Origin of the sequence: Anaerospora hongkongensis (genome assembly GCF_004339805.1) — a bacterium.
GTDB classification, from domain to species: Bacteria; Bacillota; Negativicutes; order Sporomusales; family DSM-15969; genus Anaerospora; species Anaerospora hongkongensis.
Map to the genome: position 1 here is coordinate 61,593 of NZ_SLUI01000008.1, position 26,555 is coordinate 88,147.

A 26,555-nucleotide genomic window follows, 5' to 3' on the forward strand; every position below is an offset into this window, starting at 1 on the left:
CCACTGCTCTCAACTTTACAAAGCGCAACTAAACTTTCCTTGGGTGTCATCCTAACATAAATACATAGAATGTACTAATTGCATTTTTCAATTGTAAATTAGGGCAGTAATCGAAAAATACTATAAACGGAAAAGAAGCGTCTCGCCCATACCGCCTGTTTATTGTTCAATAGTATTTTTCCTGGCTTTTTTCACCCAATAGGCTCTGGCGGCACCGATGGCGCCGGCAAAACAGGACAAACCGGCCGAAGTCACCGGATAGCCCAGCTGCCTTTCCAAGGCAATTCTCAGTCCCGCCATACCTGCCAAACCACCTGTCAGCAAGATGGGCGGCGCAAAATCCACCCGGGCCGTTAACGCCACCGCCCGATCCACAATCAGCTGAATAATGCCGCCAGCCACTTCCTCACGGCTTTTTCCCGCCGCCAGCTGGGAAACGATCTCCGAATCGGCAAACACAGCACACATGCTGCTGAGTGAACAGCTTTTTCCAGCTGCAAGCAGGTCCGAGAACTCTGACAGTTCAATGCCCATCCGGTTGGCCGACATTTCCAGAAAACGGCCGGTGCCTGCTGCGCACTTGGTATTCATCTGAAACGAGCGAACCTGTCCATCCTCGACGGCAATGACCTTTGAATCCTGACCGCCGATATCAATAACGGTGCGCACGCCAGGCAGCAGATAATCCGCACCAAGTGCATGACAAGTGATTTCTGTGATGGTCTGGTGGGCAAAATCAATGCCGATCCGGCCATAGCCGGTAGCAGTAATATATACAGTCTCTCTTTCAAGCCCCGCCTGCTCCAGCAGTTGTTCGAACACCGCCCGGGAAGTGTTCTTCGGGCTCCAGCCGGTGGGAAGCACACAAGAGGCAAGGATGGCGTCCTCTTGGAAGAGGACGCCTTTGCATGCGGTAGACCCGCAGTCAATACCGATTGACGCTTTAATCATTCGTTATAACATCTCCACAAAGGCACCGGCCCGGGTAGACAGCTGGCCAATATCCGCAGTACCATAGTCGGTTTCCAGTTGTAGATAGGGAATGCCCTTTTTCTGCATAAAAGCCTTAACGGCATGCGCTTCCACTGCGTAAGGATGACAGGCTTGCAGCGTCATTTCCACCACGCCGTCGACCTGAAATTGTTCACAAAGGCGTTCCAAAAGTACGAAACGGTTGTTGTCGGGCGTCATTACAGCACAGCCAATCTGCAGGTAATGCTCGGCAATACTGGTAAGCGGATCGCCTTCCTCCGGACATTGTCTATCCAGCTGTTTGGCGCCGGTACAGTTTTCAAAGACAACAACGACCGCACCGGCCTCTTCCAGCACCTTAACTACCTTTTCTGTAACGCCGCCCATAGGACAGCCGGTAATCAGAATCCGGGGCGCAGTTTCCGAAACCGGGCGTTCCCCTGCTGCATAAGCTGCCCGAATGCTGTCAATGGCATTCTGGATTTCGGCAACCTTCATATCCCAGTCAAATTTAAACTGAGCGCCAAAAAGGATTTGCAGCTGCCTGAGTCCGGTAATAGGCGGCGGCGTCATTGTGCTCAACTCATACAATTTCTTTAGCAGCTTGCGCTCGATATTCCGCCGGCGAATAGCATCCCGCAAATTATCATCGGTAATCGTAACGCCGAAGTCCTTTTCCACCCGTTCCTTTAGACGCACCAGTTCCGCCCGCCAGAGTGCTTTGGCTTCCGGGGTATCCTGACGCCGGGGAAGCTCCAGAATATGGACATTCTTGATTTGGGCCAGAAGCTCGTACATTTTCACTTTACCGTCACAGGTAGTCTCGCCCACCACCAAATCGGAGAAATACATGTAAGGGCATTTGTCGGTAATCGCAAAGCCATAGCTGGACTTTATCAGCGGACACAGGTTGCTCGGCAACACTTTCTCCGCCTCAGGGATGGTCTCGTCACTGGTAGAACACAACCCCACACTAACAAGGCCGGCAGCCATAAAAATCTCCAGCGGGGTATAGGTGCAGAACTGGCCTACCACCCCTTTGCCGCTGTCTTTAATTTTCTTCATTGCAATAAATCCATTTTGTCTTGCCTCCGCAAAACTTTCAAATATTTGGGGCAGCTCGGTCTTTCTCTCGATCATGTATTTCTCTCCCTTCATTAATACAATAAAATAATCCGCTTCTCCTGATATTCAATCTTGTTTTTTTCCATTATCTGGAGCAGCAGCTCCTCCCACTGCGGTTCCGCACACCAGGCAAGACCGCAGCTGCCGCTGATTTCCCGCGGAATCGGTATCAGCCGCCCTTGCTTGGGTTCACAGACAGCTTCCATAGCCATTGCTGCCGTAGTAGTAGGAAAGGCAATAACTAATTTGGGTAGTTTCTCTCTAGCCAATTATCCCTGCTCCCCCTTCTGCGGCAATCTCAGCAATTGCCTGAATTCCTGTGTAAATTTGCTCTTCTGTATTGAAAGAGGAAAAACTGAACCGTACAGCCCCTTGCTCCTGCGTGCCTAAAGCCATATGAGCCAGCGGAGCACAATGAGCACCTGCTCGTACACAAATATTGTAATCGTTTGCCAAGCGATCCCCCACTTCGCCGGAATCCATCGCGCCGATATTTAAGGTGACAATGGGTGCATGCGGCACAGCAGGATCGCCATAAACCTGAACGCCGGGAATTGCAGCAATCCCTTGGCGAAAAAGCTTCGTCAGTGCCAGCTCTTTGCTGCGTATCACCGCCATATCCGAAGTAATGATATACTCAACTCCTGCCAGCAAGCCAGCGATTCCATGACTGTTGGCAGTACCTGCCTCCAAGGCTTCCGGCATGCCCGTCGGATGAGTTTGTAAATAACTGTGATGCCCGCTGCCCCCTACCTTAAGCGGCATTACAGCAAGCCCTTTGCGGACACAAAACCCACCTGTCCCCTGAGGCCCCAGCAGACCTTTGTGACCGGTGAAGCAGAGAACATCAATGCCCAGCTTGTCCGCATGAAGAGGAAATACCCCGGCTGTTTGTGATGCATCCACGATCAACAGCAAACCGTTCTTTTGGCAAAAATCGGCGATAAATTCCAAATTAGTAATTGTACCGGTCAGATTAGAGGCATGAGTACAGACAACCGCTTTACTATTGGGACGAAGGGAACGGTAAAAACCTTCATAATCCAAATTTCCCTTTTGGTCAATGCCGATAATGGATAATCCCATCCCCTGGGAACGGAGCTTGTAAAGAGGACGCAGTACGGAATTATGCTCCAGAGCGGTGGTAATAACATGATCTTCTGGGGTCAGTAAACCAAGGATAGCTATATTTAAGCTTTCCGTTGCATTAGAGGTAAAAACCGTCTGGTCGGCAGTTGATCCCAGCAGCTCAGCAACAGCTTTGCGAGCCCGGAAAATACAGCGGGTTGCAGCCAGAGACGCCGGATGGCCTCCTCTCCCCGCCCCGCCGAACGTATTGATGGCCTCCAGTACCGCAAGCCCAACCGCCGGCGGCTTAGGCAGACTGGTGGCTGCATTATCAAAATAAATCATATTCATCATGGCCGCAAGATGCTTTCAGCGTCCCGCATCTCTTCGACGATGCGATACATATTGGTCGTTTCCCCTACGCCAAGCTGCTCGGCGATACCCAAATGATTCAAACAAGTACCGCAGGTCAGGACTAAAACCCCTTCCCGCTCCAGGCTGATTAAGTCAGCAAGAGAACTTGAGCCATGTACCGCCAGTTTTGCACCCGTGTTATACAGCAAGATTGTATGAGGCAGGTTTTCCAGCTGGGTAAGCGTAAAAATAAACCCTTTCAACAAGATGCGTCCCAGCTCATCATTGCCAGCCCCCATCGTATCGGAAGACAGAACGACAACCGTTTTTTTCGCACTTGCTGTTTGTTTGGGAGAAGAATCACCTTGCAGCGGTGCTCCTTTTAAAAGCGTAATGTGAAAAATACCAGCTTCACGAAATACGTCAAACTGGCATCCTGCTGACTCGGCAAACCGCCGGATATTCTGAGCTGCAGCCTCATTGTCCACCAGCACCTCTAATTGGCCCTGTTCCATTGCAGCGAGTCCTTTTTTTGTTTTAATCACAGGAAGAGGACAGGCATCTCCAATAGCATTAATTTGTTGCATGTGTTATCTCCCTTATCTCTCAGTTTCCTGATAAAGCATGCCTTCTTTTTTGTATCCTAGCACAGATACTCGAATTCCACTAATCGCAATTTTCAATCATGATTTTGAATATTCATTGATAAATCCGATAAACCACATTAATTTCTGGAAATCATTTGTTAATTGGGAGCGGTTGAAATCAATCTGATAGAAAAAAGATAAATTAAGCTGATTTTATCGAAATACTCAATAAAGTTTGACGCTGCTGATTCATTCATTATAAAATAATTGCAATTTAAGCCATTCTGCTGTGATGGGTAGGGATGAACTGTGAAAAATCTCGTAAAAGTATGGACCAAGCAGCACAAAAATATCGTAGATGATTTAGCAGGCAATAACCGGTATATTGTGAAAAAAGAGTACATTGTCAGTAAAATGGAGGATCATGCCGCCTTATACCTGGATGTGTATAACTGGTACTATCAAGCGGCAAGCAAGCTGGTACGACCACCTGATGATGTAAAATATCCTATTTGGGTGTCCCTGGCAGAAGAAGATAAGATCGGCAACAGCCCTGGCAATGTGCAAATAGAACTCTTGGTTGAGCAAGAGCAGTTGATCACCATGGACATTGATAAGTGGGGTAAGATCGTCAATTATATGTACATTCCGGCAGATACTCAGGATGCAAAAGAGCATGCTTCTCTGTTAAACCGCTACGGTATTGATGATTGCACGGCCTATATGACGCCCTTTTATCCCAACCTCAAACGAAAGATCATTAAGAGCTGGGATCGCTTATTTGATGAAAGTATTATCCTAAGTGAAGTCAGGGTAGGAACCATCTGGGAGCTGAGAAAAGAATGGATTGTCATGATAGCCAAATAACGCTATATACTGCTCAGAGTGATGAAGTAGTTCAGCATTTATTGAAGCAAGGCGATCATTATGTCAAGTTGGAATATATTATACAGAAGTACGAAGAAGTGTCCGCCGTGTTTTTGCAGTCTTACTTGTGGTACACTAAACACGCTCAGCAGGTTCTAGCCAAACCTAAGCGGGCAGAATCGGCGGTTTGGACTTTTTGTGACCTGCGATACCTTGACTGCTACCCCGGCAGCCAAATCTTGAAGCTTAGTGTACCGCTCCAGCATGCAGTATTTTTCCGGATGAGCGACTGGAACAAGGTTTTAAACCGGCAGTACATTGGGGAATCGGAAGAAGAAGAAGCAAAGTTCGCCGGAAAAATAGCCCGCTTCGGTATTGGTTATAGTGGAGATGTGTATACTACCCCCTTTTATCCGCACCTCAAAAAAGAACTCCAGGACAGCTGGAAGAAACTGTTCCGTTATGATCGGCAGATAAAGGAAACAGGCTCCTGCCTATATCCGGACATGCAGGCAGGATTGTGGTATATTGACCGGCAGTGGTTACAAGAAATCATTCCCTTTCCCTAGAATAAAAAGGCATCTTACGCATTGAAGCGTAAGATGCCTTTTTTTCCTTTATTTTACTACTATATTCACCAGTTTTTGCGGAACGCAGATGACTTTTACAATCTGCTTATCTTCAATTAGCGCCTTTACTTTATCTTGTTCCAACGCTTTTTTCTCTAGTTCGGCAGCATCAATTCCTACTGGAATCAACAGCTTATCGCGAACTTTTCCGTTGATTTGCAAGACAATTTCTACTTCAGCAACTTTAATTGCCTCGGCATCAAAGGCAGGCCACGGTTGTTTATGAACGCTATTTTCACCGATGGTTTCATGCCATAATTCTTCCGCTATATGCGGTGCAAAAGGCGCTAACAGTCTAAGCAGGCTGGAAATGACCTCATGTGCCAGTGCAGATGTAATTGGCTGCTGCTGCTCTTTAAAAGCATACATGGCATTAACCAGTTCCATAATTGCGCTAATGGCGGTATTAAAGTTGAAGCGTTCACCGATATCTTCGGTAACTTTTTTAATCGAAGTATGCAATACCCGCCGCAACTCACGTTCACTTTTACTTAAAGCTTCCTGATTAATTTCCTCCAAAGTTCCCAGGGATGGAGCGAAATGATCTACAATGCGCCACAGTCTGTTAAGGAAACGGAATGCGCCTTCTACCCCCTGTTCACTCCATTCCAGATCGCGCTCAGGCGGAGCAGCAAACAAGATAAACAGCCGGGCAGTATCGGCACCATACTTGCCTACAATTTCTTCCGGTGAAACTACATTTCCCTTCGACTTGGACATTTTTGCACCATCTTTTATAACCATACCTTGGGTCAGCAGGTTTTTAAATGGCTCATTCACATTCACCAGGCCGGCATCCTTTAGTACTTTGGTAAAGAACCGGGAATATAATAGATGGAGTATAGCATGCTCAATACCACCGATATATTGATCAACCGGCATCCAGTAGTTCGCTTTGGCCGCATCAAAGGCTTCCGTTAAGCTTTGCGGACTGGTATAGCGCAGGTAGTACCAGGAAGAATCAATAAAGGTATCCATCGTATCTGTTTCGCGGCGGGCTTTGCCACCACATTTGGGGCAGGAGCAGTTAACAAACTCTTCTACCTGCGCCAGCGGCGACACCGAGCCGGAAGTAAAATCAACATTCTCCGGCAGCTTAACCGGTAAGTCTTTATGAGGTACAGGCACCACACCGCATTGATCACAATAAATCATCGGAATAGGCGCCCCCCAGTAGCGTTGCCGGGAAACCAGCCAGTCTCTTAAGCGGTAATTGACTCTCCGTTTCCCAATGCCCTGCTGCTCCAGCCACTCTGCTATTTTCAGCTTCCCTTGCTCATTGGAGAGCCCTGAGAAATCACCGGAATCAACCATTACGCCCGAACCATCATAGGCACCGGTCATTTGGTCTAACTGGAGCTGCTTGTCATTAGGCTGAATGACGACTTTTTTCGCTAAGCTGTACTTCGTAGAAAACTGCCAGTCCCGTTCATCATGCGCCGGAACCCCCATTACAGCACCTGTACCGTAATCAACCAGCACATAATTGGCCACCCAGATCGGTACCTGAGCACCAGTGAAGGGGTTCACAGCATATGCACCGGTAAACAAACCTTCTTTTTCCGTCTCGGTCGAAGTACGGCTCACTTCGCTCATGTTGCGAATTCGCTCAACAAACTGCCGCACAGCCTGTTCAGTGGATTTACCGGCAATTAATTTTTCTACAAGGCGGTGTTCAGGAGCAAGCACCAGATAAGTGACCCCAAAAACAGTATCATGCCGGGTAGTATAAACCGCAATTTTTTCGTTTAATTCTGGTACATCAAAGGAAAATTCGGCTCCTTCACTGCGGCCGATCCAGTTTTCCTGCATCGTTTTTACGCGTTCTGGCCAGCCTTTCAACTCACTCAAATCAGCCAGCAGGCGGTCAGCATATTCGGTAATTTTGAAAAACCATTGTTCGAGTTCTTTTTTTACAACTATCGAATCACAGCGCCAGCATTGACCGTTTACCACTTGTTCGTTTGCTAAAACAGTATTGCAGTCATTGCACCAATTGACGGCTGCTTTCTTTTTGTAGGCCAGTCCACGTTCATAAAAGAGCTGAAAAAGCCACTGTGTCCATTTATAGTAGTCCGGATGGCACGTTGCAACTTCTCTGTCCCAATCATAGGACAGGCCAAGCTGCTGTTGCTGGCGGCGCATATTGGCAATATTATCCCATGTCCAGCTGGCGGGATGAATCCCATGTTTAATAGCTGCATTTTCAGCAGGCATACCAAATGCATCCCAGCCCATGGGATGCAGTACATTATAGCCTTGCATGGACTTAAAACGGGCAACTACGTCACCAATCGAATAATTGCGCACATGTCCCATATGTAAATTTCCCGAAGGATAGGGAAACATCTCCAGAACATAATACTCTGGACGCTGACGGTTCACTTCGGTGCTAAAGGCCTTGGTATCAGCCCAGTGCTGCTGCCATTTAGCTTCAATTTCGTGAGGTGCATACTTTTCTTTCATAAAGAACCTCCTAGGCTTTTTTGCATAAAAACAAAAAACGTCCACGGCTGCTAGCCAGGGACGATTTACTCGCGGTACCACCCTGATTGACGGGATTCCCCATCCACTCATACCGTTAACGCCGGTAACACGTAGACTGCTAATCGAGTTTTCGCAGCCGCTCCTTCACAGCGAGTTCAGCTTAACATGGTTTGGCTCGCAACAACCGCCAACTCTCTGCACCTGCTTTCAAGACTTACTACTCTGTGTCATTGGATTATTGATTACCATTATATAGTAGCCAAAATAGAATGTCAACTTTCGGCTATTTACTAGTTCTAACATGAAAAAGTAAGCAATAAAATAGTTTATAGGAGGTGTATTATGTATAAGTTGATTATTGGCAATGTCCGCATATCTGTAATGAATGATGATATTAAACGGGAAGAAGCAACCTCTGCTGCTAAGAAGGCCATCGCCGCTGCCAGCCAAAGGAGCAAACTGCTCAGTCACGTCGAAGTTAATACTGGTCCAAATGGACTGGAAGTGACAACTACAGAAAAAATCGGCGCTAAAGTAACAAGAAAAACGATTAAACAAAGTATGCTCGATGGTGTTTATACATCTGCCAGGGAAAAGTTTTTCCCTACCAGTGCCTTTAGCCAGAAAGACAGCTGGTTTGATGGTGATACCGGACAAGAATGGTCAGGCGAAGCAGTCCGGGTAGCCCGTGAGGAAGTATTAAAAGAACTGGAAGCTTGGATAAAATCAGTAAAATAAAGTAGACGGTCTGAACAGTACAGTTCAGGCCGTCTACTTTTATTGGTATTTCCTGGAAATAATTATTTTTTCTTTTTATTTCTCTTCTGCTTTTTCTGCTCTTTTTGCTCGGTATTTTCTGTTGCTGCTAGGGCTGGGGCTGGCTTTAATACAGTTTTCAGTACTCCCCAGACTTGCTCTTCTTCAAAATCCTTGCGCCAGGCAGCAACTCCTGCCAATTGATACTTCAACGCGAGCTGGGCTTTCAGCTTCAGCGAATCTGACTCTTCCAGCCAAATTTTATATTGTTTATCGCTTTTCGTATATTCAGCATAGAACTGGCCTTTGTCTTCCTGCCAGACAGGCTTAACACCATTTTCCCGAAGAATTTCATTCGCCTGCGTCATTGACAATGTTTTTGCCTGCACCTTAATAGTACCATCACTGCTGCTTTCTTCCCATTCACGGGTATAAAAGGGAATCCCGAGAATTACTTTTTCTTTTGGTATATCCGCCAAAGTTGCCACAATTCCTTTTTCAACCCAGCCGTAGGAAGCGACCGATCCGCTGACAGGACTTAGGCGGGGATGCTCATCATAGGCCATTACCATAACATAATCGGCGATTTGGCCAAGCTCACGCCGGTCGTAGCAGCGCGACCAGAAGGCCGAGTTGGAAGGAATCGTAACATCAATAGACAAAGCTGCATTCTGCTCATGCAAAGCAGCTGCCAGCAGCTTTACAAACGAAGCAAATCGATCCTTATCCTCTTCATACATATTTTCGAAATCAAGATTAATGCCATCAAGATTATAGAGACTCACATACAGCACCAGCTGTTTAATTATGTTTTGCTGCGCATTTGCATCCTGCAATATTTTTCTTGTCAAACCCCGGTCAAAGCCATTAGATAATAATGCCCATACCTTATACCTTTTTTCATGTGCATCAGCAACATAGCGCTGGTCGGCTTTATTCAGCACCAGGCCATCAGCATTGGCGATCGTGAACCAGGTAGGTAAGATAACATCCAGACCATCAATTGCCGGTTCAATCCCTAAATTGCGGTTTACGAGCCCTACATGGTCCCACACGGCATTAATCTTGCCCGTAAAAACAGCCTTATCTCTTGGTTTATTTACTTGATATGCCGTATAGCCCAAGCTGGCTTCCGGAATTAAGTCTACAATCCTTTCTTCTTTACGCGGTTTAGCGGTTACCCCCAATATACGGTCTAAGTTGTATAGATTGATATAAGGCTTACCAGCAATGAGCTTTAAGGGAAAATTAAGCGTTAATCCTTTTTGCAGGGTGCGATCCAAATTGGCTGTTTCCAGTTGAAATCTTGGAGTGCCTAGCGTCACATATACTCGCTTTTCTGCCAAATCAAACCGCAGCTGCTCATCAGAATACCATTTTACCGTCTCAACCGGCAGCCAGGTCTCGCCTCTGTCAACAAATGCTTTGGTTCCGCTGTCCACTTTTGCTCCCCATGCATCAGTCACAACAATATCGTTTTCCAGCAGCTGCGCCATGGAAACAACGGGAGTAAACAATAGCAATAGTCCCAAAAAAGTTAGAATGAACCGGTTACACATACTTCCTCCAGTGGTTTCTATCATACAATATTACATAATATAATATTCGTGGCTAGTTACAAATTTCCTGTTACAAACGCTCTCCATTTGGCTGGCTTGTATCGACTACAGGATAAGAACCAAAGCTTTTAAACCAGATACTTTTTTCCTGTACAGCCTTAACGGCTGCGAATACCTCGTAGTCTGCCAAACTGCCATCCAGATCAAGAAAAAAGATATAGGCTCCCATTTGTGTACGGGCAGGGCGTGACTCAATCCGCGTCAAATTCACATTACGCCGGGCAAACTCCTGTAAAATTTCACACAAGCTGCCTGGCTTCTTGCCATCGATTTGACATACAATAGACGTCTTATGCGGTTCTTTTTGTAAAACTGCCGGTTTTCGCCCCAAAACCAGAAAGCGGGTGCTGTTATACGAATTATCCTGAATGCCTGCTGCGGCAACATCCAATTCATATAATTTTGCAGCTCGCAAACTGCCTATTGCCGCATGATTGGGCATACCTGACGCGACACAGCATGCTGCTTCCGCTGTACTTTGCACTGCTTTGACCTGAGCAGACGGATAGTGTTCCTGCAGATAGCTGCGACACTGCGCCAGTGCCTGACTGTGAGATACGATCACTTCAACAGGACCATTTTGTGGATTTACCAGCAAGTTATGTCTGATCGCATGCGTAGATTCCCTGATGATAAATAGATTTTCCACAAGGGCCAGCGTGTCTAAGGTAATGGTTACTGAACCTTCCAGAGAGTTTTCGACAGGCACCACGCATTCATCACTAACACCGTTTACAACTGACATAATGGCGGCGTCAATGCTGCTATACGCAGTAAAAAGCACTTGATTTCCTGTATGAATTTGATAGGCAACTTCTTCGCTGTAAGTCCCGCGTGGTCCTAAATAAGCAACTGTCTTTTCTTCGCATTCCTGTTTCAGCATTGCTGTTCCTCCCTTAACATGCAATAAAAAAACTTCCCGCCCCGAAAAGGACGGGAAGTTATTCCCGTGGTACCACCTAAATTATCCGCCAAAGGCGAATCACTTGCTAAAGTACGGGCACTAAGCCGATACTTCCCTTTCTGTAACGGTAAAGGCTCCGGCGTAACCTACACTTTGCCTTCAGGCAAATTTCAGACCGCAACTCCCAGGTGAACTTCAGCCAAACCTTTAGTACCAGGCTCCCACCTCTTCCCGGCTCTCTGCGACAACAGTTTACGCTTACTTTTCCTGATCCTCGTTATTCGTTATTTCAGTTATTGCTGTTACTGTACCATAAGGTACAAAACGATGCAATATATTTTTTCAATCTGCCGCAATTCAGCTGTTTTCCCGGCCAGCCTGAACCAAAACTGTAAAAGCGTCTACAATGTCCGGGTCAAACTGTCTTTTCTTCTCCAGCTGTAAAATGGCAATCGCACTTTCAACATCCCGCCGCCCAAGTATAGACCGGCCTGTCGTCATCGCATCGAAGGCATCAATTACGGCAATTACCCTCGCTCCGAAAGGGATATTGTCTCCCGCCAGGCCATCCGGATACCCACGACCATCATACCGTTCATGGTGATGGCGGACCAGTAATTCGGCATCCTTAAGGCCTCTTACATTCCGGGCAATCTCTGCGCCAATGCCGGCATGCTTGCGAATAATCTCATAATTAGAATCCGTTAACTCCGCCTGCGCCAGGATGTCTTGAGCAATTGTTGCTTTGCCGATATCGTGAATTAATGCGGCTTTGGTAATTAAGGCAACTTCCTCTGGCGACAGCTCAAGCGACTGGGCCAGATCATGAGCCAGATTGCTGACAGTAACCGAATGTCCCTGTCCGAACGGATCCTTAAGCTCAAACATATTAACCATCACTTTTACGACTTCCAGAAAGTCTGCTTCATGTTGCGCTATTGCTTCTTGTTCGCTGGTTTGCTCGCGCAATAGATTAATGATAGATAGAAGGCGATTCTGAAAAACAGTAATAAAGCTGCTGTGAATATGCGCGATCCCCTGGGAAGTAGGAACCGACCAGGCTAATGATTCCGCCGTCCCTGTTTCCAACGCTCTCTTCAGGGCCGCATCCTGAGGCTGCCCGGGGCAGCCTGACTGCAGCCGGCTGTAGGCCAAATTAGTAAAACCTATTTTCCCTTCCCGGTTATAACAAGCGATTCCATAGGGAATACTCTGCCATATAGCATTATGGAACTTCACGTCTTCCCTGATTTTATGCAGCCAATATTGACTAAAACCAACATAAATCACCATGAGTATTACCAATGCAAGCCGGAGAATGTGGTTAGCCAATGCGTTACTGTCAACAATTACGCCAAATATTTGTAAAATCGCCATCGCAACAACAATGATTACTAATGGGCGTTCAACGTATTTCATCTGTTAATCACCTCTCTTCACCCATTATGCTACTATATATTATGTTGAGTTAATGAGCTCTGCCACTTCTCTCCGTTTTTAATCTGAAGACTAAAAGAGGTACAACTATGTCAGAAACTTTACCGCGCACAGAAACCTTGAACCGGCTTCGGAATATTCGAGGTCATATTGCGGGCATTGAAAGAATGGTTGACGAACAGCAAGACTGTGGCAATATCTTAATCCAGCTTTCTGCCGTCCGTTCTTCCATTGAAAAAATAGGCCTGATGCTGCTGGAAAATAACGCACTGAATTGTGTGCGTAACAGCAATTATTCGACAACGGACGATCAGAAAAACTTAGAACAGGCTATCAGGCAGATGCTGACCTTTCTAAAAAGATAACAGCCACCCGCTGCCGGGTGGCTGTTATCTTTTAACGTTAAGCAATTATAACCCTTTAATTACTTCTTCCAATTCGCTCATTGTTACCGGTCCTGACTTGCGAAATTTAATCAGACCGTCTTTGTCAATAACGATAGTAGTAGGAATAGCGCTTATGCGGAAGTTTTTTGCAACGGTGCCGTCATTATCCAAAAGCGTTGTCATCGTATAGTTGTTTTTATTAATAAACTCGCCAACTTTGTCACTGTCCTCCTGGATGTCGACTGCATAAAATGCCAAGGACTGCTGGTACTTTTTGGCGAACTTGTTTAATTCAGGCAGTTCCTCCCTGCATGGCGGGCACCAGGTAGCCCAAAAATTAATGACCGTAACTTTCCCTGACGAACCAACCGTTATCGGCTTACCGTCTAAGTTGGTCAACGTAAAACCATCAAACTGCTTTCCGGGCGTTACACCGATTTCAGCGGTAACCGTTTTTGTTGCCTTACCAGTATGAACAGCTATATACCACAGGCCTGTAACAGCCAAAATAACACACATTGCAATCAATAAAAAACGTTTTCGCACAATAATCCCTCCTAAACCTCTATTCTTCGATCTTATTCGCTAACCTGACGTAAAATTCCTATACGAATTAATTTACCTGCACCCTATCCTTTGGTAAACTATACCTAATCAGTTAATTAACAGGAGGTTTTTATGCACCAGTATCTTTTCTTTATCGGAGATTTTCCCATCAGAGCATACGGGCTGATCCTCAGTCTAGCGATTATCCTTGCTACCGGAACCGCCTATTTTTTTGCCAAACAGGACGGGAGATGGCATCAGCATATTCCAGATATGGGAATTTATTGCGGCCTGGCCGGTATTGTAGGTGCCCGCTTATGGGATGTATTCTTTTTTGACTGGCACTATTATCAGGATCATCTCTTGGAAATTCCTTTCGTCTGGCAAGGCGGCATGGCAATTCAGGGAGGAGTCTTGCTCGGTACCATTGTCGGCTATCTTTATACAAAGCGGCATGGGATAGATACCTGGGCTTTTGCTGACATTGTAGCTGCTCCTGCCGTTATTATGGGGCAGGCAATCGGACGCATGGCAAATCTGATGAATGGTGATGCCTTTGGTCATCCTACGGGAGGGAATTTCGGCATTTTATATCCCACTACTACGCTGGCTTATCAAACTTACGGCAACCAGCCGCTATGGCCCGCAGAAATCTGGGAAGGCCAAATCGATGTCATTATCTTTGTTCTTTTGCTGCTGTTTCGGACAACCAATCACGCTAAAGGACAAGTATTTATCCTTTATGCCGTGTTGTATTCCACAGCCCGCTTTTTCCTTGAATATCTGCGGGGTGATTACACCACCTTGCTGTGGGGATTGAAATCAGCCCAGCTGACTAGTCTGTCTGTCATTATATTGGGACTGGCACTCTTTTTCTGGGTTGGCAGAAAAAAGAGCCATTTGCCCAAAAAGGGCAAATAGCTCAAGCAGATTGCTCGATTGTTAATGCTCCGCTGACAAATAGCTGCACTAGCACATCGACCACTGCAGCATCAACTGCAGTGGACAAGGCAAAAAGAGCCGGCCATCAGGCCGGCTCTTTATCAATTTATTTCGAAGACCCGCTCTAGGTCGTTGAGCACGCTCTCCATCTCAAGTGTCTGCTTTTGGACAACAAAATGATGTGAGCGCGGGGAACTCCAGGGTAGCGAGTGAAGACAGTACAACGTAGCTGGGGCTTGTAGAGCGCCCGGCTGGTTACGGTTGATCTGACGGTAAGGACCGGTGCGCCAAGCCTACGGCAACTTCATTGAGATTCAATACTCCCACCCCAAAATAAATAGCTACGCACAAATGCTCTTCATAACGGGCAATGCCAATTTTCCCACCTACATTCAACCCGATAGCCCGGGAGGCAATTTGCTCCAGGGCCGCTCTAGTGGCACCGGCAACCGCTCCTTCCCCTACATGATTAGCAGCCACCACTCCCTGGCGCTGTGCAGCTACGACCGCACGTTCAATTATTTTCTTTACGGACGGAACGAACTCTCCACCAAAATCAACAGCAACCGATAATATATTCCGCTTCTGCAACCCTTGGCGGGTATCTTGCTCGTCTTGCCGGGTTTCGCTAAGCGCCATGCGCAGTGCTGCCCGCCCTATATCAATACTGGTAATTTCGTTCATAAAAAACGCACCCTTACAATTTATTTTCAACTTAAGAGCATTGTCCAATTTTATGGTAGCAGTCTACCTATCGGCTGTCAATATCTCAGCCCTACCCGTGAAAAGTAAAAAACCGGCTCGCTGCTGCGATGCCGGTTCTTAGCTTATTTTTCACTGTCCCGAAAGGCCGGAGCCCCTTCCGTATCGGCTGCAACGCTGTGTGAGCGCTGTTTCAGCCAGTGTCCTATACCAACAACAGTCACTGTTAAAGCAATTTCAAGCGGCAAAGCATAAGCTTCAAGGATCGGCCCCATTGCAGCGTCAGCTACCATCATTTTCGATGCCGTCCAACCCAAAATTGCCGCTCCAATATAAATGATGATTGGATACCGGTCCATCAGGGACATCAGCATCTGGCTGCCAAAGACAACCAGCGGAACACTCATTGCCAATCCTGCAATAAGCAGGATCATATTGCCATTCGCCACTCCGGCAATAGCCAGAACATTATCAAGACTCATAATCAGATCAGCAAATAAGATTACTTTTATCGCTTCTGTAAAGCTCGCAGCTTCTTTGCAAGCCACATCGTGCTTTTTTTCTTCTCCCAGTAAACTTACAGCAATCCACAGTAACGCTAACCCACCTACAAATTGAACATAAGGAATTTGCAGCAAGAGAGCTGCGATCATTGTTAAAACAATCCGCAACACCACTGCTCCCGCACTTCCCCAAAGGACAGCCTTTTTGCGCTGTTCGGGGGGTAAGTTTCTACTAGCCAGAGCTATGATGACCGCATTATCACCGCTTAGTATTAGATTGATGAATGTAATACTGCCTAACGCCGCCAATAGTTCCATCGAAATAACCCCTTTCTCCTGAATGTTATAGAAAAACAATAAAAGGCCTTACAAACTTTGTAAGGCCTTCTCTCCTCTAGCGAAAACAAGACCTTAGTATGCATTGGCCATACTAAAGGTCTCGCTGTTGGTTATTCCAACGGTATAGCCATGCGTTAGCAGTGGTGTTGACTATACCTAGTAGCTACTCCCCTTTAGATATTGAATTATTATCATCATATTATACCGGCCCATATCAGTCAATACATTTCTCATTTCCTCCTATGTATTTTCCTGATTTGCAATAGACAAAACATTGACGTGTCCACGAGCGGTATACTATAATCATAAATAGAAATAAATAGTGTGTCAGATAGAGGCGCGAATCATCATTATTACCTGTAATTAGCTTTGCCAAATGCCATGAGTTACAGAGAAAGGGATATTCGCCGAAGCGTAGGCTAAAAGGCTAACGTCTGCTGCTGGGCTTGTACTGAATAAGTGCAGGACTGTCACCTAGTATTTTTAGGTGGAGAACTATCTCATTAGCGGTAAGATATCTATCTTAAACAGCGTGAGATTGCTTCACGCTGTTTTTTTACGCAAATCTATAAGGAGGTTGAAGTATGCCAAAAACAACTGTTGATTTAAAACAGCTCTGTCCGGAAAAACAAGGGTTAAAACGGGATATGCTGCCGCGTCACTTAATGATGATTTCCATTGGTGGTACTATCGGTACCGGTTTATTTATGGGTTCAGGTCAAACAATACACCAGGCTGGCCCTTTTGGTGCCATTCTCGCTTATCTTGCCGGCGGTCTGGTAATGTATCTTGTATTGCTCTGTCTCATGGAGCTGACAGTTGCCATGCCTGTTTCCGGTTCATTCCAGAGTTATGCGACCCGCTTTATTTCTCCAGGTGCTGGTTTTACCACCGGCTGGCTGTATTGGATTAACTGGGCAATCTGTATTGCCGCAGACTTTACGGCAGCGGGCATTATTATGAACCATTGGTTCGGTCAAGTGCCTGTATGGATTTGGTGTGCAGTCTTTGCCGCTGCTCTGGCCTTACTCAATCTCATTTCCGTCAAAGCTTACGGGGAAACAGAGTTTTGGTTTGCCAGTATTAAAGTCGCTGCTATTGTAGGCTTTATTATTGCCGGTTCCGGTTTGATATTCGGCTTCTCCGGAAATGAAGGTGCTCTTGGCTTTTCTAATTACAATACAGGCAGCGGTTTATTCCCCAATGGTTTTAGTGCTGTCTTTTTGACAATGATTGCCGTCGTTTACTCCTTCCAGGGTGCAGAACTTGTCGGTATCGCCGCAGGTGAATGCCAGGATCCTGCTAAACATGTTCCTAAAATTATCCGGGGTATTGGCCTTAGAATTATTATCTTCTACGTCTTAGCGATTATTATTTTAGCCGCCACCATTCCTATGGAAGAAGCCGGTGTGCTGGAAAGTCCTTTTGCGCATGTCTTTGGACGTCTGGGGATTCCTTTTGCTAAGGATGTCATGAGTTTTGTCGTGCTGACTTCTGCCTTGTCGGCAGGCAACTCGGCCTTATATGCCTGCTCCCGTCTACTCTGGTCAATGTCGAAAGACGGTCATGCTCCGTCCTTTCTGGGAAGACTGAATAAAAACGGCGTTCCTTACGGCGGCGTATTAATAACACTTGTACTGGCTTGCCTCTCCCTTTTAACAGAATCGTATGCAGCGGATACAGTGTATCTCTGGCTCATGTCCAGTACCGGTCTTACAGGCTGCCTGATCTGGATGATTATTGCCTGGTGTCAGCTTAACTTCCGGCGCAAATATGTCAGCTTAGGCGGGCAGCTGGATAAGCTGACAGTCCGTACACCGTTATATCCGCTTGTACCGGTAGCAGCATTTCTACTGAATGCCGGCATTATTGCCAGTCTTTATTTTGATGAATCACAGCGAATTGTACTATATACCGGGATACCCGTCGTAGCAATTATTTATTTATACTATGTATTCTTCCTTAATAAAAAGGATAATAAGAGCTTGCCCAGCAGCTCACAATAGCTAAAACAGGCCGATGACCGCTTTGGTGGCAGACATCGGCCTGCTTTTTTTATCAAGGTCCCCCGGAGAGACGCATCAAGGTTTCGTCAATATCCGAATCCACACCTCCCGATGACGCATTAATTCCACCAACATGCTCAGCGAGCTGCGGGAACTGCTGTTGTTCTGCCTCAGGCTTTTGGTTTTTCCTATCCATGTTTATCACCTCCTCTGTTATTGCTATTATTCCTCACTTACTGCTAAGTCAACGCAGCATCCATAACTTACCGTGGACGTTTCACCATTCTTCCGTGTTATAATGTTATGTAAACTTTCTTGGAAACAAGACGGCAGGGAAGTGAATGGATGGACGCACTCACACATGGCGTGATTGGTATTACGCTAGCCGGTCTTTCGGGACAACCGGTGGCAATTGATAATCCAATTTATATTGCTGCATTTTTGGGTTCTCAGGCGCCGGATTTTGATTTTCTTACCATCATTCGCGGCGGAATGAGTTACCTGAAACAACACCGCGCTGCCTCCCATTCTTTACCTGGACTGGTAGTATGGGCTGCACTGATTGCGGGGGGGATTTTTTTCTTTTATCCCGATTCCTCATTACTACAATTGTTTTTCTGGGCTTTTGCAGGCGGTTTATCACATATCGCATCAGACTTTTTCAATACTCATGGCGCTGCAGTATTGTGGCCCCTGCGCAAAGAAAGATTAAGCTGTAATTTACTAAATGTCTTTGACCCGCTGCTATTACTTCTATTGCTTTCTCCCTATGTGTCAGGCTTACCGATTCAACAAGTGGCTTTTATCAGCTTCGCTAATGTACTGGTATATACCGGACTGCGCTTACTGTTTCGAATGCACACCACCCATCAGTTGAAGCAGCAGGTAAGCAGTGATGAACTTGAGCGTATTTTGGTAATGCCTTCATTGGAGAGAATTTTTTATTGGGATTTTGTCATTGAAACGACAGAAGGCTATCAGCTTGGGCAAACAGGATTCTTTCACTCTTCTATTAGGCTGAAAGCCAAGCTTCCGAAGCAGCCGGAATCCACCATTATGCTGGAAGCCCAGAAAACAAATCTGGCTGAATTTTTTTTGTGGTTCACTCCGTTTCGTTATTTTTCCACAGAGCATCAGGAAGGTAACTTGAATGTTCACATTTATGATTTGCGCTATTTCCAAAATCATAGCTTTCTTCACAGAGGTACGATTATCTTCGATAACGATAATTTGCCGGCAGAAAGTTACCTGCATTCTTACGGTCGAAAACTAAAGTTTCCATCTTAACAATAAGCAGCAGCCCGGCGAAGCCCGACTGCTGCTTATTGGTATTGAGGACAATTGCTAGCTGGCCCTGCCCTTAGTGGATGATTAGAAACGCCGCAGCCTTGTTTAGCTAATATCTTGCAATATTTACTAGCTAATTGGGAAAAGGTGCTGCACGTTAAGCAGCGAATAACCTACTAATCAAACGTTATGTTAAGTGAGGAATTACCATGCTACAGGCTCTGATTTTGTTTCGTGTATTACTGCCCTGCCTGCTCCTGGCAGCCGCGCTTTCTCCAGTTTCAGCGGCAGATTTCTCCCTCGGCTTTTGGCCTGCCGAGGGTTACTCTGCCTGGCGCATCGGCTTTCCCGCCACCAGCACAACTGCTTCAACCGTCGGCAGCGGTGCTTCTGAGCTTTACTATCCCCTGTCCGGTACCTACATAACAGCCCGCTATCGCTCCAATCCAATTGGCCGGTACTATTTTACGGCCGACGGTGGTTTTATGAAATCACTGTCTCCGGCAACAGGCAGTGACGCCGATTGGAATTATGCCAACAGCAGTCAATATTGGTATTACGGCAATTTTAAAACCACTGGTTCCAGCGGTTACCTGCAGCTCAGCTGGCATCGCCCGGTTCGCGTCGATACGGAAATTTTTTATGGCTATAGCTACCGGAATAATCATTTTCAGATGACTGACGGATTTTATACGGTAAATAATTATCAGAGCGTCCAAACATCACTGCCCTTATTAAATTCATCCTATAATTTACGCTATCAGGGACCGCATATAGGCCTGCAGACTACCAAGAAACTAAATGCCGCGCTTTCGGCAGTCGGTTCAGTAACCTACACTCCCCTGGCACTTGTGCAGGGGCATGGCTTGTGGAATTTGCGTGAACTGGACTTTGCTCATATTGGCCCCGGACAAATGTGGGATGCGCAGCTGGCCCTGCAGGTTAAAGTACCCAAAACCGCTGGTACCATAACCGTGGGCTACCGCTGTCAGTGGCTTGATATTTATACCGGCACGGAAAACACAAACGATTCCATTACCTGGGAAAAGGCTGCTACTATCCAAAAAGGTCTATTCTTAGCAGGGCAGCTTCGCTTTTAACCACGCCAGACCATTACCCTCATTTGATTGCCGCAGGTTTATGTAGCATTTTCCCGACGACAATGACGAATATCGCCAAGCTGAGCGGTATAAGCCAATGAGCCCAGGGGTAGGGAACCAGTAGCTGCTCTATCTTGGTATCACCTGTCATCATTTCCCCTGCAGTCCAGCCCAAAAATGCCGCTCCGGCTGTAATAATGACCGGCCATTTTTCCATTAAGGACATGATCAGCCGGCTTCCCCACAGGATGATCGGAATACTGATTGCCAGTCCAATTATTAATAATCCCAAATGTCCTTTGGCCACACCAGCAATCGCAATAACATTATCCAGGCTCATCACCAAATCTGCTATTAAAATTGTTTTTACCGCATCCCAAATGGTGCTGGCCGCTTTAATGTCCTCATGGCTTTCATGCTCACCCTTCATTAGTTTGACTGCAACCCACAGGAGTAATAAGCCTCCCGCAAATTGCAGATAAGGTACCTGGAGCAAGATAATGGCAAACAAAGTCAGTAAAATCCGTAAGCCAACCGCACCTGCGCCGCCCCAGAAAATTGCTTTTTTTTGCTGTGCTTTCGGCAGTGCCCGGCTGGCCAGCGCAATAACCAGGGCATTGTCACCGCTTAATAGCAAATTAATCATAATAATGCTAAACAGGGGCACAAGTAACTCCATTTCGTGCACCTCGCTTTTTTTGAACTGTACTATTCTCAGTGCCTATTGCAGTTCATATTATGAAAGCAACAGCCCCCCGAAGCTTTTTGCTTTGAGGGGCCTTACTATTTCCTTATGGTAAAGAGCCCGCAACAATCTACGCTACAGCCCATACCGATCATTACATACCTATACGCAGACTTTCGCCTACCCACAAGCATTACACAACCGGCACACACCTTTGCTTGACCGTCACAGATAGCTACTGAACCGCCTGCAATCTCCCGACTGCAAACGACCCTTATGTTTCACAACCCATAACGATCGCAGCTCGACCAACATACATCATTTGGGACCACACGACAACAGTTGGGCTGCCGTACAGCCTTTCACGACCCATGCCAGTCTTCCCGCCGGCTAACACCGAACCTTTCGACCCGATGCTAACCTTTGGCCGACTACTACCGAGCACCAGTGATACCCGGCACCAATCTGGGCTCAACTGTTACAGCCCCCTTACATTAATAGTATTTACAGTTATTCTTTTTTCATTCCCAGTAAAATTTGTCATACACTTTTCAACGGAAATTTATTAATCGTTCATTAAATCTTTGATTTTTCTTTGAAATATTAAATGAAAATCAAAGAATAACACGTTAAAATAGTAACTAGAAAATAATCCAAGGATGGGTAAATCTAAGAAACAAGGCTGTTACTGTTATGGGGATTTAATGAGATTATTAGTAGTAGAAGATGAACAGAAAATCGTTGATGCATTAGCCTGTTTATTGAAGAAAAATGGTTACATAGTCGATACAGCGCTGGATGGCGAAACCGGCTTGGAGATGGCTGTTTCCGGTGTATATGATACGATTGTACTTGACTGCATGCTGCCGTGCCGCGATGGGCTTAGTTTTGTAAAAGAACTCCGCCGTACAGGTTTTGATGTACCGGTGATTTTCCTAACCGCCAGAGATGCACCAAAAGAGCGGGTAGCCGGCTTAGATGCCGGTGCGGATGATTATTTGGTTAAACCCTTCTATTCGGAGGAATTATTGGCCCGGATCCGTTCCCTTACCAGGAGAAAGAGTAAAAGCTATATTGGTGAAACAATTTCTGCCGGCGGACTAACGCTAAACCCGCTGGGGGGACAAGTTACCAAAGGTAATGAAGTTATTCAGCTTACCGTAAAAGAATCGTTATTATTAGAAGTACTGATGCACAATTTCGGACAGGTCATGACCAAAGAGCGGATCATGGAAAAGGTCTGGGGCTACAATTCAGAAACTGACTTAGCGAATGTCGACCTTTATATTTATTATTTACGCAGAAAACTGAATATATCTAACATCAAGACCGTACGAGGTGTCGGATATTTTTTACAGGGAGAAGATGATGTTCGATAAATTGAGACTAAAGCTTACATTCATTAATGTCTCTATTATTTTATTATTGTTTTTGTTACTTACGGCCGGAACCTATTCTTATTCCCGGGGAGAGATTGCCCGTCGTTCGGACATGATATCCAACAGGCTGATCACCGAAATTAAGTCAGGCTTGGTCACTGATCTTCCAGTGCGCCGAGGACCGCTTCCGCCGCCCCTGCGGACTGGTCCGGCAGTTCCGTCCGGCGAGCTGCATCCCCCTGATGTCCCTCCCGGTCCCAGCTTCTTTTTTGTTAAAACTGACTTTAATGGTGTCATCCAGTCCCATTCCTCTAATCAGTCACTATTGGCTGACGAGCTAGCCGCGCTCGTCAAAACAGCCGTCCGGGAAAACACTCCCCGGGGGATTGTCTACCTTGGCAAGAGCGAGTATCCCTATCAGAGGGCTGAACTGGAAACGGAAGAAGGTCTGGTTATTTTGTTCCAGGACTTTACACGGGAAAATGATCTGCTGCGCATTCAGTTGACAGCACTTACTTTTACCGGACTCATCTGCCTCATCTTGTCTTTTTTCGGCAGTTTTTTTATGGCCCATCGCGCTATGATTCCGATTCAGACAGCCTGGCGTCAACAAAAAGACTTTTTATCCGATGCCTCTCATGAATTGCGCACGCCGCTGACTGTGATACAGACTAATCTTGATGTTGTAATGTCCAATCACACGGAAACGGTCGCTAGCCAGCTGAAATGGCTGAACAATATTCAGGAAGAGTCCATAAACATGCATAAAATTGTGGATTCCCTGCTATTTTTGGCACGAGCGGATTCAAACCAGCAGTTGCTCGACAAACAATTTTTTTCCCTTAATGCTGCCCTGATCCGGGCGGTAGATCCCTTTGAACCGCTGGCTGCCGCTAAAGGCATTACGCTGGAAGTGCTGGCCAAAACTGCGTTGAGCTGCTACGGAGATGAAATGAGACTGAAACAAGTCATCTGCATCTTGCTTGATAACGCAATCCGGCATACTCCCCGGGGCGGAAAAATTTCTATTCAGCTCTCCCAGCTCAATCAAGAAACCGTCTTAACAGTTACTGACTCCGGTGAGGGCATCGAAGCAAAGCATTTAGATAAAATTTTTGATCGTTTTTATCAGGTCGATAATTCCCGCTCTAAGGGAGGCTCCGGCCTCGGCTTAGCAATTGCCAAGCTAATAGTAGAGAGTCATAATGGTTACATCCAGGTACACAGTTCTCCCGGAGCAGGCACCACGTTTATTGTTCACCTGCCTTAATACACGAAAAAAGCCGCTGCAACCGCAACGGCTTTTTTTACGCTTCTATATCGACAGTCTGCCGCAGTAATTGCTGCTTACTGCCTGTACTTTGTTGAACTGCTGCAGCAGAAGTATTACCCGGCTGGCTGCCGGCAGCCGCTGTCGATTGCTGCTCCAGCTGTTGGATTTGAGTCTCAATCGTCTGCAGTTGTTTTTGCAGCACTTGTATCTGTTTCTGTTTATCCTCTGCGGTGGTTTCTTTATCTTGGTTAATATCGTTGATTTCTTTTTGAATTTGCTGTTTTTGCTTTTCTAACGCTTTTATTTGGCTTTGATTACTTGAACTTACCTGCCCTGTGCTAGTTTGTCCCGCCGAAACCGCAGATATTGCCATAACTAATCCCCTTCCTCTCTCACTATCCGTAACTACTTAGATATAATAAGGATAAACTATTATTCTTTGGTTTCCGTTTGAAAAACTGCAATACATTAAATCATTGTGTTTGGTAAAACTATAAGGAAACGAAAGGAGTGTTAATCAATGTCCTTACAACTTACCGAAAAAGAGATGCAATTATTGCAGGATCAACAATCTCATGAGAAAGTATGTATCGAAAAATATCAGAAATATGCCGCTCAGGCTAATGCCCCGCAGCTCAAGCAACTGTTTCAGTCTTATGCACAACAGGAGCAACAGCATCTAAATACAATCAATTCTATTCTGAGCGGGCAAGTCCCGATGATGAATCAAAATCAGCAGCAACAGCAATCTACCCAATCACAACCCAGCCAGACAGCGAATCAAACTGCAGCACCTTCCGCTAACGCCAACCCAGTTGATACCATGCTTTGCAAAGATATGCTGATGACCGAGAAGTATGTTTCCGGCGCATATGATACAGCTATCTTCGAATTCACAGACACTAATATACGGCAGGCTTTAAATCATATACAAAAAGAAGAGCAGAAGCATGGTGAGGGAATCTTTCATTATATGAGCAGTAATGGTATGTATAACGTTCAATAGACGGCACATTAAAGCAGTTAAGGTTCATCCAGCAGCCGCTGGGTGAACCTTTTTATTGATATAAAATAAAAACCCTTGCAGAATCACTGCAAAGGTTTTATTTTGGTGGAGATAAGCAGGATCGAACTGCTGACCTCTTGAATGCCATTCAAGCGCTCTCCCAGCTGAGCTATACCCCCATGTTCTGTTGACATAGATTATTATAAGACATAAAAAATCAAATGTCAACAGGATCTCCGGTAGCAATTTAGAAAATTTTTACTCTTTTTCTTCAATCTCCGGAGTAGTTTCTACCATATATGTCCACCCGTCACGCTGCTCAATCAGTCTGGCCTTGAATAGTCTTCCCAGTGCCCTTTTAAAAGCACTTTTACTCAAATTAAACTTTTCCCTGACGATTTCGGGCGCTGTATCATCGCTGTAAGGCATCCGTCCCTTACGTGCTTTCAGATACTTCAGCAGAGACTCTGCATCCTGATCCATCGCTTCTTCTTTCACCGGGCGCATGGAAACATTCAGCCGGCCGTCTTCACGGATAAATGTGACTCTGGCCGTAATGGTTTCCCCTACCTTCGGACGAGTTACCACTTCGCTGTTATGCAAAAATGCAATAAATCGCTCTTCGGTAATCAGGAAGGCTCCTTCTTCACTGTAATTATATACCGAGCCTGTAACCAAATCACCGATAGCAACATCGGTTGCCGGTTTGGAAGCAAGCCGCATTTCGTTTTCCACTTCCATCGTTACGGCTAAACGATCTGATTTATCCCGGTATAGTTTAACCCATACCTTATCGCCCGTACGCAAACGTCCACGCATGCCGGCAAACGGCATAAAGACGCCCCGTTCTGCTCCGATATCGACAAATGCACCATCACGGGTTGTATTAATAACAGTAACGTGTGCAACCTGCCCTTCTTTCATCTTGGGCAGTTTCATGCTGGCCGTCAAACGCCCTTTAGGGTCTTTATACAGATAAACAGTAACCTCATCGCCTACCTTTACGTCCGTAAGCTGCTGGGCCTTATGTAGTAAAATATCATCCGAGGTATTGCCTGTACCGGCATTTAAAAAAGCTCCTAAATCAGATACACGGGCCACTGTTAAAGCAGCCACATCGCCTGCTTTCCACTTGCTATTTCCTGTCATGCTATACTCCTACGCTTCATATACTCTCTGCGCTGCGTCATTCCACAGCCGTTCCAAATTATAAAACCGGCGATCTTCTTCTACAAAAATATGGGCTATGCATGTACCAAAATCAATGAGAATCCAGCGGGCTTCACGGTAGCCTTCCCGATGATAGGTTTTAATGCCTCGTTCCCGCATTTTTTCTTCCATATGTTCGGCAATTGCCTGAACCTGTGTTGTCGAGTTAGCACTGCATATCACAAAATAATCGGTCACCATAGAAATTCCCTGCATATCCATAATGACGATATCTCGTGCTTTCTTGTCACTTGCGGCTTCAGCTACCCACTCAGGTAAGTTGTTATGGACCTGGGTCATATTTACCTCCCGGCATTCGATTCATATACTTGAATTTTTCCAAATTATATCCTATTCTATTCTTTTTTGCAATAATCCTTTCCTGCA

Annotated in this window: 29 protein-coding genes, 1 tRNA gene, 1 riboswitch and 2 other annotated features; of the genes, 11 read left to right on the forward strand and 19 right to left on the reverse strand. The window is 45.9% G+C overall.

Annotation, left to right across the window (positions count from 1 at the left end; genetic code table 11):
- Positions 1-159 precede the first annotated feature (159 nt).
- From EV210_RS12740 to yedF, 5 genes are read right to left on the reverse strand one after another with little or no spacing between them, the layout of a single operon-like run.
- The gene (locus EV210_RS12740; RefSeq protein ID WP_132081053.1) at positions 160-951 is read right to left on the reverse strand and encodes an acyl-CoA dehydratase activase; all 792 of its coding nucleotides are present in this window, start codon (positions 949-951) and stop codon (positions 160-162) included.
- Positions 952-954: 3 nt separating this feature from the next.
- Positions 955-2,112, reverse strand: coding sequence for a double-cubane-cluster-containing anaerobic reductase (locus EV210_RS12745; RefSeq protein WP_132081056.1), 1,158 nt, complete (start codon positions 2,110-2,112; stop codon positions 955-957).
- 17 nt (positions 2,113-2,129) lie between these two features.
- Positions 2,130-2,366, reverse strand: a complete 237-nt coding sequence (locus tag EV210_RS12750; protein ID WP_207900730.1) for a putative Se/S carrier protein — start codon at positions 2,364-2,366, stop codon at positions 2,130-2,132.
- Positions 2,359-3,519, reverse strand: coding sequence for an aminotransferase class V-fold PLP-dependent enzyme (locus EV210_RS12755; RefSeq protein ID WP_243650540.1), 1,161 nt, complete (start codon positions 3,517-3,519; stop codon positions 2,359-2,361). The genes EV210_RS12750 and EV210_RS12755 overlap by 8 nt, the downstream gene beginning before the upstream one ends.
- Positions 3,516-4,106 (reverse strand): sulfurtransferase-like selenium metabolism protein YedF, encoded by a 591-nt coding sequence (gene yedF / locus EV210_RS12760; RefSeq protein ID WP_132081059.1) that lies wholly within the window; start codon positions 4,104-4,106, stop codon positions 3,516-3,518. Before yedF ends, EV210_RS12755 begins: the two co-directional genes overlap by 4 nt.
- Before the next feature lie 309 nt (positions 4,107-4,415).
- Between yedF and EV210_RS12765 the strand changes: the two genes are divergently transcribed.
- Both EV210_RS12765 and EV210_RS12770 read left to right on the forward strand, forming a co-directional pair.
- Complete coding sequence (locus EV210_RS12765; protein WP_132081062.1) at positions 4,416-4,973, forward strand: DUF3841 domain-containing protein; 558 nt, start codon at positions 4,416-4,418, stop codon at positions 4,971-4,973.
- Positions 4,949-5,542 carry a DUF3841 domain-containing protein gene (locus EV210_RS12770; RefSeq protein WP_132081065.1) on the forward strand — a complete coding sequence of 198 codons (594 nt, stop codon included), beginning with the start codon at positions 4,949-4,951 and terminating at the stop codon, positions 5,540-5,542. Before EV210_RS12765 ends, EV210_RS12770 begins: the two co-directional genes overlap by 25 nt.
- A 48-nt stretch (positions 5,543-5,590) precedes the next feature.
- Here the strand turns inward: EV210_RS12770 and leuS are convergent, their stop codons facing one another.
- Positions 5,591-8,068 (reverse strand): leucine--tRNA ligase, encoded by a 2,478-nt coding sequence (leuS, locus tag EV210_RS12775; protein WP_132081068.1) that lies wholly within the window; start codon positions 8,066-8,068, stop codon positions 5,591-5,593.
- Between the two features lie 53 nt (positions 8,069-8,121).
- Positions 8,122-8,329 (reverse strand) — a binding site (T-box leader).
- A gap of 102 nt (positions 8,330-8,431) precedes the next feature.
- Here leuS and EV210_RS12780 point away from each other — a divergent pair.
- Positions 8,432-8,827: a hypothetical protein gene (locus tag EV210_RS12780; RefSeq protein WP_132081071.1), complete on the forward strand. Its 396-nt coding sequence runs from the start codon at positions 8,432-8,434 to the stop codon at positions 8,825-8,827.
- A gap of 62 nt (positions 8,828-8,889) precedes the next feature.
- Here EV210_RS12780 and EV210_RS12785 read toward each other — a convergent pair whose 3' ends face one another.
- The 3 genes from EV210_RS12785 to EV210_RS12795 form a co-directional block, all read right to left on the reverse strand.
- Positions 8,890-10,404 carry a glycosyl hydrolase family 18 protein gene (locus EV210_RS12785; protein WP_165898891.1) on the reverse strand — a complete coding sequence of 505 codons (1,515 nt, stop codon included), beginning with the start codon at positions 10,402-10,404 and terminating at the stop codon, positions 8,890-8,892.
- 70 nt (positions 10,405-10,474) lie between these two features.
- Positions 10,475-11,347 carry a prephenate dehydratase gene (gene pheA / locus EV210_RS12790; protein ID WP_132081077.1) on the reverse strand — a complete coding sequence of 291 codons (873 nt, stop codon included), beginning with the start codon at positions 11,345-11,347 and terminating at the stop codon, positions 10,475-10,477.
- 43 nt (positions 11,348-11,390) lie between these two features.
- Positions 11,391-11,652 (reverse strand) — a binding site (T-box leader).
- A 73-nt stretch (positions 11,653-11,725) separates the two neighbouring features.
- On the reverse strand, positions 11,726-12,787 hold the full coding sequence (locus EV210_RS12795) for an HD-GYP domain-containing protein (protein WP_132081080.1): 1,062 nt from the start codon (positions 12,785-12,787) through the stop codon (positions 11,726-11,728).
- A 107-nt stretch (positions 12,788-12,894) separates the two neighbouring features.
- Between EV210_RS12795 and EV210_RS12800 the strand changes: the two genes are divergently transcribed.
- A complete protein-coding gene (locus tag EV210_RS12800; RefSeq protein WP_132081083.1) occupies positions 12,895-13,170 on the forward strand; it encodes a metal-sensitive transcriptional regulator in 276 nt (91 codons plus the stop codon).
- 45 nt (positions 13,171-13,215) lie between these two features.
- Here the strand turns inward: EV210_RS12800 and EV210_RS12805 are convergent, their stop codons facing one another.
- Positions 13,216-13,737: a TlpA family protein disulfide reductase gene (locus EV210_RS12805; RefSeq protein ID WP_132081086.1), complete on the reverse strand. Its 522-nt coding sequence runs from the start codon at positions 13,735-13,737 to the stop codon at positions 13,216-13,218.
- 132 nt (positions 13,738-13,869) lie between these two features.
- Here EV210_RS12805 and lgt point away from each other — a divergent pair, with 132 nt between their 5' ends.
- Positions 13,870-14,658 carry a prolipoprotein diacylglyceryl transferase gene (gene lgt / locus EV210_RS12810; RefSeq protein WP_132081089.1) on the forward strand — a complete coding sequence of 263 codons (789 nt, stop codon included), beginning with the start codon at positions 13,870-13,872 and terminating at the stop codon, positions 14,656-14,658.
- A gap of 276 nt (positions 14,659-14,934) precedes the next feature.
- Here the strand turns inward: lgt and EV210_RS12815 are convergent, their stop codons facing one another.
- Positions 14,935-15,363 carry a HutP family protein gene (locus EV210_RS12815; RefSeq protein WP_132081091.1) on the reverse strand — a complete coding sequence of 143 codons (429 nt, stop codon included), beginning with the start codon at positions 15,361-15,363 and terminating at the stop codon, positions 14,935-14,937.
- A 143-nt stretch (positions 15,364-15,506) separates the two neighbouring features.
- Complete coding sequence (locus EV210_RS12820) at positions 15,507-16,202, reverse strand: TerC family protein (protein ID WP_132081094.1); 696 nt, start codon at positions 16,200-16,202, stop codon at positions 15,507-15,509.
- A 345-nt stretch (positions 16,203-16,547) separates the two neighbouring features.
- A riboswitch (Lysine riboswitch) is annotated at positions 16,548-16,729 on the forward strand.
- A gap of 78 nt (positions 16,730-16,807) precedes the next feature.
- On the opposite strand from EV210_RS12820, the gene EV210_RS12825 reads away from it, so the two are divergent.
- Entirely contained in the window at positions 16,808-18,229 is a 1,422-nt protein-coding gene (locus EV210_RS12825) for an amino acid permease (RefSeq protein ID WP_132081097.1), read from the forward strand.
- Positions 18,230-18,281: 52 nt separating this feature from the next.
- Here EV210_RS12825 and EV210_RS22660 read toward each other — a convergent pair whose 3' ends face one another.
- Positions 18,282-18,425 (reverse strand): hypothetical protein, encoded by a 144-nt coding sequence (locus EV210_RS22660; protein ID WP_165898892.1) that lies wholly within the window; start codon positions 18,423-18,425, stop codon positions 18,282-18,284.
- A 149-nt stretch (positions 18,426-18,574) separates the two neighbouring features.
- On the opposite strand from EV210_RS22660, the gene EV210_RS12830 reads away from it, so the two are divergent.
- The gene (locus tag EV210_RS12830) at positions 18,575-19,516 is read left to right on the forward strand and encodes a metal-dependent hydrolase (protein ID WP_132081100.1); all 942 of its coding nucleotides are present in this window, start codon (positions 18,575-18,577) and stop codon (positions 19,514-19,516) included.
- A gap of 209 nt (positions 19,517-19,725) precedes the next feature.
- Positions 19,726-20,616 carry a hypothetical protein gene (locus EV210_RS12835; protein WP_132081103.1) on the forward strand — a complete coding sequence of 297 codons (891 nt, stop codon included), beginning with the start codon at positions 19,726-19,728 and terminating at the stop codon, positions 20,614-20,616.
- Between the two features lie 19 nt (positions 20,617-20,635).
- Here EV210_RS12835 and EV210_RS12840 read toward each other — a convergent pair whose 3' ends face one another.
- Positions 20,636-21,295: a TerC family protein gene (locus tag EV210_RS12840; protein ID WP_132081106.1), complete on the reverse strand. Its 660-nt coding sequence runs from the start codon at positions 21,293-21,295 to the stop codon at positions 20,636-20,638.
- Between the two features lie 280 nt (positions 21,296-21,575).
- On the reverse strand, positions 21,576-21,776 hold the full coding sequence (locus EV210_RS23110; protein ID WP_243650541.1) for a hypothetical protein: 201 nt from the start codon (positions 21,774-21,776) through the stop codon (positions 21,576-21,578).
- 229 nt (positions 21,777-22,005) lie between these two features.
- Between EV210_RS23110 and EV210_RS12850 the strand changes: the two genes are divergently transcribed.
- Both EV210_RS12850 and EV210_RS12855 read left to right on the forward strand, forming a co-directional pair.
- Complete coding sequence (locus EV210_RS12850; RefSeq protein WP_132081110.1) at positions 22,006-22,680, forward strand: response regulator transcription factor; 675 nt, start codon at positions 22,006-22,008, stop codon at positions 22,678-22,680.
- Positions 22,670-23,950 carry a sensor histidine kinase gene (locus tag EV210_RS12855; RefSeq protein ID WP_132081113.1) on the forward strand — a complete coding sequence of 427 codons (1,281 nt, stop codon included), beginning with the start codon at positions 22,670-22,672 and terminating at the stop codon, positions 23,948-23,950. The genes EV210_RS12850 and EV210_RS12855 overlap by 11 nt, the downstream gene beginning before the upstream one ends.
- A 37-nt stretch (positions 23,951-23,987) precedes the next feature.
- On the opposite strand, the gene EV210_RS12860 is transcribed toward EV210_RS12855, so the two are convergent.
- A complete protein-coding gene (locus EV210_RS12860; protein WP_132081116.1) occupies positions 23,988-24,326 on the reverse strand; it encodes a FlxA-like family protein in 339 nt (112 codons plus the stop codon).
- A gap of 147 nt (positions 24,327-24,473) precedes the next feature.
- On the opposite strand from EV210_RS12860, the gene EV210_RS12865 reads away from it, so the two are divergent.
- Positions 24,474-24,959 (forward strand): spore coat protein, encoded by a 486-nt coding sequence (locus EV210_RS12865; protein WP_132081119.1) that lies wholly within the window; start codon positions 24,474-24,476, stop codon positions 24,957-24,959.
- A gap of 103 nt (positions 24,960-25,062) precedes the next feature.
- On the opposite strand, the gene EV210_RS12870 is transcribed toward EV210_RS12865, so the two are convergent.
- From EV210_RS12870 to rsfS, 3 genes are all read right to left on the reverse strand, one after another.
- Positions 25,063-25,138: transfer RNA gene (locus tag EV210_RS12870), tRNA-Ala, on the reverse strand.
- A 79-nt stretch (positions 25,139-25,217) separates the two neighbouring features.
- The gene (locus EV210_RS12875) at positions 25,218-26,108 is read right to left on the reverse strand and encodes a CvfB family protein (protein ID WP_132081122.1); all 891 of its coding nucleotides are present in this window, start codon (positions 26,106-26,108) and stop codon (positions 25,218-25,220) included.
- Positions 26,109-26,117: 9 nt separating this feature from the next.
- The gene (rsfS, locus tag EV210_RS12880; protein WP_132081125.1) at positions 26,118-26,468 is read right to left on the reverse strand and encodes a ribosome silencing factor; all 351 of its coding nucleotides are present in this window, start codon (positions 26,466-26,468) and stop codon (positions 26,118-26,120) included.
- Positions 26,469-26,555 lie beyond the last annotated feature (87 nt).